The organism is [Mycobacterium] stephanolepidis, assembly GCF_002356335.1.
GTDB classification, from domain to species: Bacteria; Actinomycetota; Actinomycetes; order Mycobacteriales; family Mycobacteriaceae; genus Mycobacterium; species Mycobacterium stephanolepidis.
The window spans coordinates 3,572,264-3,584,323 of the sequence record NZ_AP018165.1 but is presented as its reverse complement, the minus strand read 5'-3'; the positions used below and the strand labels follow the sequence as shown (position 1 = coordinate 3,584,323).

13 protein-coding genes, 1 other RNA gene and 1 pseudogene are annotated in these 12,060 nt (G+C 61.5%); 6 read left to right on the top strand and 9 right to left on the bottom strand.

The window, feature by feature from the left end; translation table 11 throughout:
- The first annotated feature begins 6 nt into the window (after positions 1-6).
- Positions 7-486 (top strand): SsrA-binding protein SmpB, encoded by a 480-nt coding sequence (gene smpB, locus MSTE_RS17840; RefSeq protein ID WP_030096994.1) that lies wholly within the window; start codon positions 7-9, stop codon positions 484-486.
- A 10-nt stretch (positions 487-496) separates the two neighbouring features.
- Here smpB and MSTE_RS17835 read toward each other — a convergent pair whose 3' ends face one another.
- Positions 497-961, bottom strand: coding sequence for a DUF2834 domain-containing protein (locus tag MSTE_RS17835; protein WP_096503214.1), 465 nt, complete (start codon positions 959-961; stop codon positions 497-499).
- Positions 962-1,042: 81 nt separating this feature from the next.
- Between MSTE_RS17835 and MSTE_RS25580 the strand changes: the two genes are divergently transcribed.
- Complete coding sequence (locus tag MSTE_RS25580) at positions 1,043-1,648, top strand: TetR/AcrR family transcriptional regulator (RefSeq protein WP_096506048.1); 606 nt, start codon at positions 1,043-1,045, stop codon at positions 1,646-1,648.
- Between the two features lie 51 nt (positions 1,649-1,699).
- Positions 1,700-3,262 (top strand): phytoene desaturase family protein, encoded by a 1,563-nt coding sequence (locus tag MSTE_RS17825; RefSeq protein WP_096503212.1) that lies wholly within the window; start codon positions 1,700-1,702, stop codon positions 3,260-3,262.
- Between the two features lie 113 nt (positions 3,263-3,375).
- On the opposite strand, the gene MSTE_RS17820 is transcribed toward MSTE_RS17825, so the two are convergent.
- The gene (locus MSTE_RS17820; RefSeq protein ID WP_096503210.1) at positions 3,376-3,945 is read right to left on the bottom strand and encodes a hypothetical protein; all 570 of its coding nucleotides are present in this window, start codon (positions 3,943-3,945) and stop codon (positions 3,376-3,378) included.
- 122 nt (positions 3,946-4,067) lie between these two features.
- On the opposite strand from MSTE_RS17820, the gene ssrA reads away from it, so the two are divergent.
- Positions 4,068-4,436: a transfer-messenger RNA gene (gene ssrA / locus MSTE_RS17815) on the top strand.
- A 75-nt stretch (positions 4,437-4,511) separates the two neighbouring features.
- Entirely contained in the window at positions 4,512-5,603 is a 1,092-nt protein-coding gene (locus tag MSTE_RS17810; protein WP_096503208.1) for a tyrosine-type recombinase/integrase, read from the top strand.
- Between the two features lie 396 nt (positions 5,604-5,999).
- Here the strand turns inward: MSTE_RS17810 and MSTE_RS17800 are convergent, their stop codons facing one another.
- The 4 genes from MSTE_RS17800 to MSTE_RS17790 all read right to left on the bottom strand — a co-directional run bounded on the left by MSTE_RS17800 (position 6,000) and on the right by MSTE_RS17790 (position 8,389).
- Positions 6,000-6,623: a hypothetical protein gene (locus MSTE_RS17800; protein WP_096503204.1), complete on the bottom strand. Its 624-nt coding sequence runs from the start codon at positions 6,621-6,623 to the stop codon at positions 6,000-6,002.
- Positions 6,624-6,673: 50 nt separating this feature from the next.
- Complete coding sequence (locus MSTE_RS25000) at positions 6,674-6,925, bottom strand: hypothetical protein (RefSeq protein WP_157997715.1); 252 nt, start codon at positions 6,923-6,925, stop codon at positions 6,674-6,676.
- Positions 6,926-7,059: 134 nt separating this feature from the next.
- Positions 7,060-7,803: a hypothetical protein gene (locus MSTE_RS17795; RefSeq protein WP_096503202.1), complete on the bottom strand. Its 744-nt coding sequence runs from the start codon at positions 7,801-7,803 to the stop codon at positions 7,060-7,062.
- A 7-nt stretch (positions 7,804-7,810) separates the two neighbouring features.
- Positions 7,811-8,389: a DUF2510 domain-containing protein gene (locus MSTE_RS17790; RefSeq protein ID WP_096503200.1), complete on the bottom strand. Its 579-nt coding sequence runs from the start codon at positions 8,387-8,389 to the stop codon at positions 7,811-7,813.
- Positions 8,390-8,497: 108 nt separating this feature from the next.
- Between MSTE_RS17790 and MSTE_RS17785 the strand changes: the two genes are divergently transcribed.
- Positions 8,498-9,286, top strand: a complete 789-nt coding sequence (locus MSTE_RS17785; RefSeq protein ID WP_096503198.1) for an alpha/beta fold hydrolase — start codon at positions 8,498-8,500, stop codon at positions 9,284-9,286.
- Here the strand turns inward: MSTE_RS17785 and MSTE_RS17780 are convergent.
- The 3 genes and pseudogenes from MSTE_RS17780 to MSTE_RS17770 all read right to left on the bottom strand — a co-directional run bounded on the left by MSTE_RS17780 (position 9,222) and on the right by MSTE_RS17770 (position 11,902).
- On the bottom strand, positions 9,222-9,752 hold the full coding sequence (locus MSTE_RS17780) for an MmyB family transcriptional regulator (RefSeq protein WP_231897120.1): 531 nt from the start codon (positions 9,750-9,752) through the stop codon (positions 9,222-9,224). The genes MSTE_RS17785 and MSTE_RS17780 overlap by 65 nt on opposite strands.
- Positions 9,753-9,803: 51 nt before the next feature.
- Positions 9,804-9,974 (bottom strand): annotated as a pseudogene (locus MSTE_RS25575) (helix-turn-helix domain-containing protein); the annotation flags it as partial.
- Positions 9,975-10,969: 995 nt separating this feature from the next.
- Positions 10,970-11,902, bottom strand: a complete 933-nt coding sequence (locus tag MSTE_RS17770; protein ID WP_157997714.1) for a helix-turn-helix transcriptional regulator — start codon at positions 11,900-11,902, stop codon at positions 10,970-10,972.
- Positions 11,903-12,060 lie beyond the last annotated feature (158 nt).

The following is a 12,060-nucleotide window of genomic DNA, read 5'->3' as shown; positions in this document are numbered from 1 at the left end:
CTGGCGATGAGTAAGAAACCGACCGACGGGCGCCAGATCATCGCGTCCAATCGCAAGGCGCGACACAACTATTCGATCCTCGATGTCTATGAGGCCGGGGTGCAGCTGGTGGGCACCGAGGTCAAGACTCTTCGTGAGGGCAAGGCCTCTCTGGTAGATGCCTTCGCCACCATCGATGACGGCGAGGTCTGGCTGCGCGCGTTGCATATCCCGCAGTACGACCACGGAACCTGGACCAACCACGCACCGCTGCGGAACCGGAAGCTGTTGCTGCACAGAGCTCAGATTGATCAGCTGGTCGGCAAGGTTCGCGATGGCAACCTCACGCTGGTGCCGTTGTCGCTGTACTTCCTGGACGGCAAGGTCAAGGTCGAGTTGGCGTTGGCGCGCGGTAAGCAGGCGCACGACAAGCGTCAGGATCTGGCCAAGCGGGACGCCACCCGAGAGATCACCCGCGAATTGGGACGGCGCGCCAAAGGCATGTAACCCGAACGGGTTACGCGGCCACCGCCAGGGCCTTCTCGTGTCTGCGCTGGCGCTCGACGGTTACCAGGTAAAAAGCCCATGCGAACGCGAAACTCGTGAAGAGGCTGGATACGAAGTAGAGCCATGGGCGCCGGATGCCGCGGCGGTACCCGTCGATGATCGTCATCAGCGGCAGCAGAATGACATTGCCGATCGTGTAGTCCTGGCTGGCCGAGCCCGCCGCGGGATTGACGAACATCAGCTTGATGTAGTCGATCCAGCCGGTGATGGGGTTGGACACGTGGTACTCGGCGACGTATCGGATGTTGAAGTACCAGCCCAGCGCGATCGAGGCGACGCCGACGGCGTAATACACGATTTCGAGCAGCGATAACGCGGGACCCGTTGCGGTCCGGGCGAATATCTGTCGATTCGAGGCGACGATGAGCGCGATGACTGCGATTCCGAGGATCGCGTGCACGATGAGCGACACCATGTCCGGAGCCTGACAGCGCCCTGAAGTTTTGTCAATAGTGACATAACTTGCCTGGACTGGCCCGTGCGGTACCTTTCGAGCATGGTCAGACCGGCCCAGACTGTGCGCAGTGAGCGGACGCGTGCTGCCCTTAGGGAAGCGGCGATCGTGCGCTTTCTCGGTCAGGGTGTGGAGGACACCTCGGTCGAGCAGATCGCCGCGGATGCCGGAGTTTCGCTGCGCACCTTCTACCGTCATTTCGAGTCCAAGCACGACCTGCTCTTCCTGGACTACGACCTCGGTTTGGAATGGTTTCGCAGTGCGCTGGACGCCCGGGTTCCCGGTGAGCCGATCCTGGAATCGGTGGAGTCGGCGATCTTCAGCGCGCCCTATGACGTCGACGCGGTGGTCAAGATTGCGAAGCTGCGCAACCAGGAGCTCGACCGCGCGCGCATCGTGCGGCACATCCGGCAGGTTGAGGCCGAGTTCGCCGAGGTGGTCGAGGAGCATCTCGTTCGCGATGGTGATGGCAACGCTGATTCCGATGTGCGGCTGCGCAATACCGTGACAGCACGCAGCATTGCAGCGGCGGTCTTCGGCGCTATGGATGCGTGGATGCTGGGCGAGAATCGCTCGCCCGAGGAGCTTGCACGGCTCAGTCGTACCGCGCTGGACTTCCTGAAGGCGGGAATCGGCGACGCATCCTGAACCAAGTTTTGTCACTATTGACAAAACTTGGGTGCCATGTCAGCGTGAGGCATGGCGGACTTCGAGGCGATCGTGATCGGCGCGGGGCACAACGGACTTACCGCAGCGGCAAAGCTGCAACAGTCGGGACTGCACACCCTGTGTCTCGACGCGAAGTTGTACGCCGGCGGAATGGCCTCGACGGTGGAGCTGTTCGACGGCTACCGATTCGAAATCGCCGGATCCGTCCAATTTCCCACATCCGCCGTATTGAGCCGCGATCTCGGGCTCGATAGCTTGCCGACCGTCGACCTCGATGTTGTTTCCTTGGCGCTCAGGGGAATTGGCGACGAGCCGCTTGTCTACTACAGCGATCCGATGAAGTTGTTGACTCATCTCAACGAGGTGCACGGGGCCGAGGCGGTCAACGGCATGGCGGGCATCATGGCGTGGAGCCAGGCACCGACGAGGGCCTTGGGGCGATTTGAGGTGGGGCAGCCGCCGAAAACATTCGATGAGATGTATGCGTGTGCAACAAGCGAATTCGAGCGGGCGAGCATCAACGACATGCTTTTCGGATCGGTCACCGACGTGCTGGACCGCTACTTTCCCGACAAGGAAAAACATGGCGTGCTGCGCGGAATGCTGGCGTTCCTGGCGCTCAACATGACCTACCGTGGTCCGGAGACCCCCGGTAGCGCCGCTGCGCTGGCCTTCGGGCTGGCGATGCCGGATGCGACTGCTTTGCAGATGAAGAAGCTCCGCGGCGGTATCGGTGCGCTGACGTCGCATCTGCATGACCTCTTCGTCCGGCATGGCGGTGAAGTGCGACTGCGCAGCACGGTGGCCCAAATCCTGACATCTGACGGCCGGGTGAGCGGCGTCCGTTTGGAAGATGGCTCGACAATCACCGCGCCGGTCGTTGTTTCTTGCGTCGCACCGGATATCACCGTGGTCGAGATGTTGGACTCGTCGGTTGTTCCACCCGATCAGCGGGACCGATTCGCGCGGGTTGATCACCGCGGCAGCTACCTGCAGATGCACTTCGCTCTGGACGCGCTACCGGAGTTCGCGGCGCCGTATCAGGGCCTGAACGATCCCGAGATGCAATCGACGGTCGGTATGTACTGCACGCCCGAGGAGTTGCAGGCGCAGTGGGAAGACTGTCGACGGGGTGTCGTGCCCGCCGATCCCGCGGTGGTGTTCCAGATTCCGTCCCTGCATGACCCGCAGCTGGCGCCCGAGGGTAAGCATGCGGCCTCGGCGTTCGCACTGTGGTTCCCGGTGGAGACGGGGCATGCCCGGTATGGCGAGATGAAGGTGGAAATGGGGGAGCGGGTGATGGACAAGATCTCCCGGCTAGCACCCAATTTCAAGGACACGGTGCTGCGGCACACCACCTTCACACCCCGCCACATGGGCCCCATGTTCGGGGCACCGGGCGGCGACTACTGCTTCGGGCTGGTTCACGCGGACCAGATCGGCGTCAACAGACCGGGGCCACGTGGATATCGGGGTGATCCCTTACCCGTCGAAGGCCTGTATCTCGGGAGCGCGGGATGTCATGGTGGACCGGCGACTTCCTTCATACCCGGATACAACGCCGCGCTGGAAGTGTTGGCAGACGCGCGCTAGAGCGCTGTTGCGCGCCGACCCCTTCGCGCCGAGACCCCCTTCGCGCCGAGACCGAGGTTGTGGCGGATTCGTCTCGCATCTTTTCGCCACAACCTCGGTCTCGGCGACCACGGCTAGAACGCTCGGCTGCCCGCCGGGGACAGCACGAATCCGTGCGGGCCGTCACCGGTGAAATTGTTGGGCAGTAGGCAGATCGTCTCGCGCAGATCGCTCACGCCGCAGGTGATCACCTTGTCGGTGCCCTTGAGTCCGTAGGTGATCTTCTGGCCAGCGGTCAGCGGCCGATAGGCGCTGGGGTCCACGGGTGCCGGTCCGGCCGGTGACGCGTCGGGTCGCGCGACAATCTCCTGCTGGCCCAGATCCGGCATGTGGGTCAGGCTCGCGGTCGGGGTATTGAGCGACACCGCGGCGACGTTCTCGTCACCCGCGACGCCGGGGAGCTTGCCCCAGCAGGTGCCGTCGACTCCGGTGGCGCGGGAGTTCGAGGTGATGCGGCAGCGCAGGCCATCGGGGGTGAGGAACTGCACACCCGTGGTGGCGTACGCCGAGTACGTCTCAAAGGCGGTGGGCTCGACCGCCGTGTAGCTGTCAAGGCTGGGTACTGACGGCTCGGCAGACGCCTGAGCAGCGAATACGGTCGCACCGGCCGCAACGGCGGCATAGGTCCTCAGCAGCATGCGCATGGCGGTGACTCCCCAAGTTTGGCGATTTGCAGCACGTTACCGTGGCGTGGACGGGTAATTCGGTGGCTTCGTGGATCTGCGGCGGTACGATGGAGTGTCCCACCGAAGGTCGGTGGGGTGACGGGGCTGAAAGGTTTCGACAGCGAGTCTCGACTTAAGGGAAGCGTGCCGGTGCAGGCAAGAGACCACCGTAAGCGTCATTGCAACCAATTAAGCGCCGATTCTCATCAGCGCGACTACGCACTCGCTGCCTAAGCGACTGCGTGTCTGTCAGACCGGGAGCGCCCTCGGCCCGGACCCTGGCATCAGCTAGAGGGACAAACCTACGGGTTCGGTCGCGGGACCCGTGGGGACATAAAACAGCGACTGGGATCGTCATCTCGGCTTGTTCGCGAGACCGAGAGATCCAAGTAGAGGCATAGCGAACTGCGCACGGAGAAGCCTTAATGAACGGCCGTTGGACCCGGGTTCAATTCCCGGCAGCTCCACGGAAAACGGCAGGTCAGCCGGTAGATTTTTACCGGATGACCTGCCGTCAACACTTTGGTCAACATATCATTGACCGCGTGGCATCAATCCGCACGCGATACCGGGGCAACGGCAGCCCCTATTTCTCGGTCCTGTACCGCCTCGACGGCAAGCAGACATCGCTGTCAGTTAACGACCAGCAAGAGGCCGAGTACGCCTGCGAGCTAATAAACCGGGTAGGGCCCGCACGGGCACTGGAGATCCTGAAAGTCAGCGCCGCGCCCCGAACGAAACTGACCGTCGAGTCCTGGATCCGACACCACATCGACCACCTCACCGGCGTCGACAAACGCACCATCGAGGACTACGACCGGTACCTCCGAAACGACATCGGCCCCCACCTCGGCCCGATCCCGCTCGATGACCTCACCCGCGACGACATCGCACTATGGGTATCGGGGATGGAGGACGATCTCAGCCCGAAGACGATCGCGAACAAACACGGCTTCCTATCCGGCGCGCTGGCCAGCGCGGTCACCGCAGGGAGGCTGAAAGCCAATCCGGCTGCCGGCGTCCGATTGCCGCAGAGCCATGCCCAGGAAATGGTGTTTCTTACCCGCGAGCAGTTCGCCGAACTCAACGACAAGGTCAGCGAGTCATGGCAGCCATTTACTGAGTTCCTCGTCGCATCGGGGTGCCGCCTGTCGGAAGCCACGGCGCTGCGGCCCGACGACGTCGATCAGAACGCGGGCACCGTCCGAATCTGGCAGTCGTGGCGGCGCGGTGGGGGTGGGTATCGCCTCGCACCACCGAAGACGGCGCGGTCGAAACGAACAATCAACGTGGGGAAGGGCACCCTCGAGAAGCTGAACTACTCAGGTGAGTGGCTGTTCACAAACTCCGGGCGCGGCCGGCGAGCCGAGGGAGGCCCAGTCCGGCCCCCGAACTTCCGGGCCAACGTCTGGTGGCCCGCAGTCGAAAAGGCCGAACTCCCACGCAATCCCCGCATCCACGATCTGCGGCACACCTGCGCGTCGTGGATGATCCTCGCCGGCGTCCCGCTTCCGGTCGTCCAACGGCACCTGGGGCATGAGTCGATCACGACAACGGTCGACCTATACGGGCATATCGACCGGACGAGTGCCCAGGCAGCTGCAGACGCAATCGCCAACATGCTTACGGCGGAGTGAATTTGGGCCCTTCTGGACGTAGGAAGGGAATCACGGGCCGTGGTAGCCCGAGTCTCGACGCAAGATCGACCATCCCGTTTCGCAAGTATGGATAGATCGCGACGACTCCGGCCTTCCCTATGAACTCCGTCAAGACGTCCCCGGAAACCTCGCATGGTTCATTCACAGTAAACCGGCCAATGGCGTCAACAGCGTACGACGCGCCTTCCCCGGAAAGGGTTGCCTTGCATAGGATCTCAATTGAGTTCTCGCCTTGACGGACCAGAACCTGGACAGCGAACGGCGCATCGTCTTCGTCTGAGACCTGTGCCGACAGCCGGGTGTACGTGATATCTGAGAGTTCAGTGATCCCCAGCAGATCCCGAGCGTCGGTGACAACGTGGGGAGCGGTTTCGCTCATACGGAAGCGACCACACGAAATGCGGCTGATGTACCAGTCAGCCGTGGAGCGCGCTGCTGGATGGATCTAGATGGCCATGAGACGTTCTTCAAAAGGAGGGTCACATCCGCAAATTCGTTGCGTCCTCTTTGTGACGGCGTCAGAGCGGCCTGTCGATCGAGAATCCAATGATCGACTCGGGTGTGATCAGGCGCGGTCGGATACTGCACAGACTCGGTTAAGTGGCCATTGTTTGAAAGCCAAGCCGCGACGTCGCCCCACAGCCACAGCTCACCGCTGACCATCGCGTACGGGGTAGGGAAGGGGGTGTTGGCCATGCGGTCACCGCGAGCCCAGTTGCCAACGGTCTGCCGGCGGACGTCGGCGCGCTCGGAGATCTCGCGTCGATCGACGAGGTCGGGAACGGTCCGCGTGGGGCTGAGATCTGAGTCGATTAGAAGCTGAGCGGCTTGGATACCTGCACGTGAGGCGTTGGCGCCTTCCATCGTGATTACCACGACGGTCAGGTCTCCATGGCTGTACGCAGTTGTGTCGCGGCAGCCCTTCGCCACCGACGCTAGGCGCTCGTCATCGGGGCCTTTTAGTTCATTCGTCGCGAAAGAGAACTCGTAGACGGCCATGGCGCCAGTGTCCAATCCGGCTCAGCTGTTGTCAACTGGAAACAGATACCTCAATGTGGCTTTTTAGGGCATTTTCGGCAGAATCGCTCGATCTGCTGCGCGTGGTGGTCGGCATCGTTCGGCGTTCCATTGACTGAGAACCAGCCCTTCCCGCCAACGCCGCCGCACGGACACCAGATCGTGTATAGGTGCCCACCCTTGGTCAGTTTGAAGCCCTTGCGCATGTATTTGGAGACGACTTTGTAAACGGGGCCTTCCAGGCTTTTGCGTGCCTGGGCTCGGCTGATTTGCTCGCCGCTCATCTACACCCCCAGACCCAGGCATTCGTGTTCATAATCGAATCGAATCACAGGAACTGGACATCTTGTGATTTGCTTGGGGACACGCCGACTACCGGCGCGCCGCGTGATGCTGGACTGGGAGTGGAGTCCACGCCCTATGTTCTTGGTTCGACCGTGATGTAGCCATTGGTTTCCCATGCTTCGATCTCGGAATCGAGAAGCCCGACGCGCTCGAAAATCGCATGTTCGGTCGCGCGCACGGTTTCGTCGAGGTCGGCCAGGACTTTTAGCACGTCTTCCGTGTGGAGTTCGACGGGATCGCCGACTCTTGGCCGGCTAAAGCGATCGCCTGCATTAGTGCGGGTGAATTTCTCGATTGCCGCCTCGGAACGCAGTTCGCCCCGCTGGTGGGTCAGCAGGTGCCGAAGGTCGCGTATCTCCCGGACGCTTGGTGTGCTGATGTTGGCGCCCAAGTCGGCGTGGAAGCGCGTCAGGACGAGCCAATTGGGTGACTCGCGACCTTTAGTGACGCGGACAACCGGACGTACCGAGCCGTCTCCAATGCGGATATGCGAAAGCCATTCGCGAAGAACGTCTTCCATGTATACCTCGAACGCTGTCACCGCGTCTTTGATCGCGGCGGCGTGAATCATCCAGCCGAACCGGTCCGGCCACATTCCCTCGACCTGCTCGTCGAAGCGCCATACGTGTTCGTCGCCGTGGTGGTCATCAGGATCGAAGTTCTCGTCTACGCGCTGGATGGCTGCTGCCCACACCTTGTCGTAACCGCTCTCCGCCCAGAGCAGACCGAACTTGTGGAATGCCCGTATCTCGGATTGAGTCCGTTCCCACGTCGATCCAGCGACGCTACGGATACCGTGGCCAGCGTTGTCGCTCATGCCGGAACTATCCGACCTTCTGCCAGGGCAGGCAGCCGTGTGTTGCGAACGCGTAATCGCCAGGCTTGATTTCGACGGTAGCCGACTGGCCTTCGGTCAGACGTCCTGTGGCGAGCGTGTTGTTGATCGTCTCGTCAGGCCCGGATAGGCGGCTCCAGTAGCAGCTTGACCGGCCCGGTAGCGGTCCTTCGGTCCGGATCCAACCGGTCAACAGCCCTGTGCTGAGGGCCCCGCCATCGGTCACGCGGAAAACGCCGTCGCACTTCGGGACGGCTTGCACCTTGCACTCGGATGGGCTAATCGTTTTCGGCCCAGCATTCACCGGCACCGCCTCGGTTATGCGTGTTGGCGCTGGCGGGCGCCGATCGGGTCCCGCGACGGACACCATGGCGACGGCAACCGCGACGATGCCTCCTGAGGCGACGAATATCTGCCACGGTGGGATCTTGCGTTCCTCAGGCGGTGTAACCCATTTCGCGTCGTCAGAGTAGTTGTCTGTCCAATTCGAGCCGTCGAAGTAGCGTTGCCTCGGGCTGCCCGAGGGGTCCGGGTACCAGCCTGCGGACGGTTTCGGCGCGTCGGTCATTGGGCCCCCTGCTGTGCGTGCGGCCCCGACCCGTGCCCGCAGCGTATAACGCGACCGCAAACTCCGAAAGCCTTCATGGCGCATTGGTCGAAGTAATACTCTGCTGGTATGCCGCACATCGACGTGAACGGGCAATCGATCCATTACACCGACAGCGGGGGAGACGGCCCGCCTATGGTGCTGTCACACCCGATGTTCCTCGACACAATCCACCTCGAGCCGCTCGCGGACGCGCTGGCGGGTGAGGGCTATCGCGTGGTCACTTTCGACCAACGCGGGCATGGCGCCACGCGATTCGACGGCAAGCCGTTTGAATTCGTCGAGGTCGCCCGCGATGCTCTTGAGCTGGCCGCTGCGTTGGGGATCGAACGCGCGGTTTTCGGCGGCGAGTTGTACAGCGCCGCTATGGCATTGCATGCCGCGCTCTTGGAGCCCGAACGTGTTGCGGGCCTGGTGTTGGTCGGGGCGACCGCTCGTGCAACCGATCTTGGCGAGTCGATATCACTGGGGTCTGGCGTTGACGTGTGGACCAGCGGGGGCCCGCAGTCGGACGAGTTCGGGCGAGTGGCTGAGGCTGCTGCTGGACCGGATAGCGAAGCGTTGATGGATCGTTGGCGCAAGGCCGACTGGAGCCAGATCCGTCTCGTAGCCGATGCGTGGCTCGGCCGGCCCAGCATCGAGGACCGCCTCTCCGGTATCACATGCCCCGCTGTCGTGATCCACGGCCGAAACGAGTTCTACATCCCACTTGAACACGGCGAGTATGTTACTGAAAACCTTGGTGGCCCAGTGTTGTTCGAGATTATCGAAGGGCAGCATCAGGCGCTGAGTATCACCCGGTTCCCGGAGACTCTGGCCGCGGTCCGTTCGTTGAGTCGCCAACAGTTTCCTGTATGACCCCGAGCAGCATCAGGTCGGAGGATTGACCTGCCCGCCAGACCCGCATGTTTACGCGTAGAACTGATTCGTTGTCGAGGTCGCGGACCAACCATGGGCGCGAGGCGGGGTCTGCTGGGATTGTGTTTCGTTCCCAGTGTCGCGCAAAGTCATTGATCGGTGCCATCTTATGCAACACATAGGTGAGGTCGGGGTCTTCGGGCGTGAGCGCAAGGTTGAACTTGAGCCATGAGATGAGCCAGTCCGACGACGATTGATAGTCGAGCAGGATGTCGGGAGTGCGGCGGCCTACGTAGTGCCAGTTGACGAAGTTCGGGGATATCCACAACCCCTTGAAAAGCCGCTCGAACTCTGAGTTCGCATGCTGCACAGTCCAACCCGCGCTTAGATATGCGGCGGGGTGAGGGTTCAGTGCTTCCAGGTAGTCGCTGACGTCTGGTATTTCCAGTCCTGCTGTGCCTGCCATCTTGCCCCCGAGTGCAAAGAGATAGTGCGTCTCCCATGACGATAGACCCAGTGCCTGCGCGATGGGTGTCAGAGCTGTTTCTGGTGGGTGGTGGGTGTTGGTTTCGACTTGCCGGATCCACGATTCGGAGTAGCCAGCACGGGCTCCAAGTTGGCGGCGGGTTATACCACTGCGGGCGCGCGCGGCGCGGAGAAATGACCCAAGATCATTGCCCGCAACCATACAAGAAACCTAGACACTGGAGGATCTTGACGCTTGTCATTTGCCGGTGATTGAGTTGGCTTTCAGCCAGTTCACAGGGTCGGGGGACTTGCAGGGAGGGTGACGAAGATGTCTAGCCCATGAGGCGCCAGTAGCCAGCTCACGTGCGGAACCAGCCCGGGATTTTGGGGTGTGAGGGGGGTGCGCAGCCGGGCATAGGTTTTCTACATGAAATCGATACGTGTGGTCGAAGGCCCTGTGAAACGGACTCTACGGTTCACGGCGTTTCGGCTGTGGATCAGGCAGGTCCGGGACCGTGCACATGTGCTTGCGGGCGTACTAGCTGGGTTGTCCAATGGCAGAGAAAAGTCTCGCCGCAAAAATCTTGCCGTTAGTGGTGGGCAGATGTCGAGGCGCGGTTTTACGGTGCAGATACATGAGCAGAGATGAACACATACGGGAGGCAGCACATGGCCGTGACCACAGCCCACGGACTCTTCGGCGTGTCCACCGACTCTCCTTGGCTTCTCGTCCGGACAGACATAGCTTGTCATCACAAGGCGAAGTACTCGAAGCTGAACTCGATGCGGCAGAACCTCACAGGGAAGGGAGGCGATCGCCCGGAAAAGTCGTCCGCACAGGGCGATTTCATCAGCAACAATTAGATCAGCGGAACACCCCCGCGGGGCCAGACAGCGGATGGCCCCCCTGGTGCTGGAACACCAGTAGGGGCCATCCATGACCAGTTTTCTCAGCGCACGGCGAAGTACTACCGAAAGGACCGGACATTGAGCGATGCTACGCCAGAAGGCGGCGACGCAGAAGACACAATCGGCAAACAGGGCATCGTCGAGGTCGACGTCGGCAGTGACTATCTGGGAACGATAACGGTGCTGCTCAAGCTCATTTTGGATGGATTGCCACAGGATGTGTGGCCCCCAACTGGGGTGTGGCGTGCCGAGTTGGAGTCAGCCCTAGATGCAAGACCAACGCATGAATGGTCGGACGGCGAGGGGTCAGTGATGGCCGCTATCGCGACGTTCATCGCGTCCCGATAGTTTCTGGCCGAGCGGGTCCTGCTGTGGGTCAAGCTCGTCAGCCTTCGCCTGCTGGCTAGATTCTGGGGTCGGACGCGTGAATTGCGCGAGAAGGTTCTGCGCACGGTTGACCAGATCTCGCTCCTGGCCTAACACGGCCATCATGCCGGCCGCGGTCGAACTCAGACCCGGCGCCATCCGCTGGAGCAGCGCAGCTTCGGCCGCCAGGTCCACGAACTCGGCTTCGGTCCTGTCCACAGTTTCTTGATCGGTTGAGATGAACTCCTTGAACAGCTTGTGCATTGTGTCGATGAGGCCAACTGCGATGCTGGAGTCCGGTGGAGAGCTGATAACTGGCGCTGTGGTCCCGCTCGATCCTTGTCCATAACCGTCGTACCCTGCGATCGTCAGCGCTTCGTAGGTATCCCAACCGAGAGCGAGCGCGAGATTCACTACCTCAGTCGGTTGGAGTGACAAAGCCGTGCCAAGCTCGATTGCGCGCACCCTTTCTGGGCGCATGTCGGCCGCTTGAGCCAAACCCTCTGGCTGGACGCCGGCACGTTCGCGTGTGCGGCTGAGTGCCTTGCCGAATGCTATGTCGTAGCGCTCCGCTGTACCGGGGGTATCGCGCGGCCACTTTGGTCGGCTCGCCTGCGCAGCCTTGGATGCCCACGCGTACTCAGACACGATCGGTCCGCTGCCAGCCAAGATCTGATCGACGCTGCCGGGTTCCCACCGGAGGGCCTGCTCGATTCGCGAGTATGAGCCTTGACTGAGAGTGCGCTTGCCGGTCTCCAGGTCTGAGATCGTTCTAGGCGTGATGCCCGTGGCGTCCGCGAGGTCCTTGGCCAGCGGCATCCCGATTAGTTGGCGGCGGTTCCTTACGTACTGCGCCAGGCGTTGCAAGCTCACACCCTTCATCCTGACGGAAACCAGAGGAAACATCTACTAGGCCATTTCGCGCCCTTCTTCATCTAGCCGGAAACACATGGATGAGATTTGGATGTCTGACGCATGCTCTGAGCTGCAAAAACAACTCGACTAGAAACCGTTTCCGTTTCATGATTGAC

Excerpts from the sequence above, each read along its gene's own strand:
- smpB (WP_030096994.1), top strand. The coding sequence starts at position 7 with ATGAGTAAGAAACCGACCGACGGGCGCCAGATCATCGCGTCCAATCGC.
- MSTE_RS17835 (WP_096503214.1), bottom strand. The coding sequence starts at position 961 with ATGGTGTCGCTCATCGTGCACGCGATCCTCGGAATCGCAGTCATCGCG.
- MSTE_RS25580 (WP_096506048.1), top strand. The coding sequence starts at position 1,043 with ATGGTCAGACCGGCCCAGACTGTGCGCAGTGAGCGGACGCGTGCTGCC.
- MSTE_RS17825 (WP_096503212.1), top strand. The coding sequence starts at position 1,700 with ATGGCGGACTTCGAGGCGATCGTGATCGGCGCGGGGCACAACGGACTT.
- MSTE_RS17820 (WP_096503210.1), bottom strand. The coding sequence starts at position 3,945 with ATGCGCATGCTGCTGAGGACCTATGCCGCCGTTGCGGCCGGTGCGACC.
- MSTE_RS17800 (WP_096503204.1), bottom strand. The coding sequence starts at position 6,623 with ATGGCCGTCTACGAGTTCTCTTTCGCGACGAATGAACTAAAAGGCCCC.
- MSTE_RS25000 (WP_157997715.1), bottom strand. The coding sequence starts at position 6,925 with ATGAGCGGCGAGCAAATCAGCCGAGCCCAGGCACGCAAAAGCCTGGAA.
- MSTE_RS17795 (WP_096503202.1), bottom strand. The coding sequence starts at position 7,803 with ATGAGCGACAACGCTGGCCACGGTATCCGTAGCGTCGCTGGATCGACG.
- MSTE_RS17790 (WP_096503200.1), bottom strand. The coding sequence starts at position 8,389 with ATGACCGACGCGCCGAAACCGTCCGCAGGCTGGTACCCGGACCCCTCG.
- MSTE_RS17785 (WP_096503198.1), top strand. The coding sequence starts at position 8,498 with ATGCCGCACATCGACGTGAACGGGCAATCGATCCATTACACCGACAGC.
- MSTE_RS17780 (WP_231897120.1), bottom strand. The coding sequence starts at position 9,752 with ATGGCAGGCACAGCAGGACTGGAAATACCAGACGTCAGCGACTACCTG.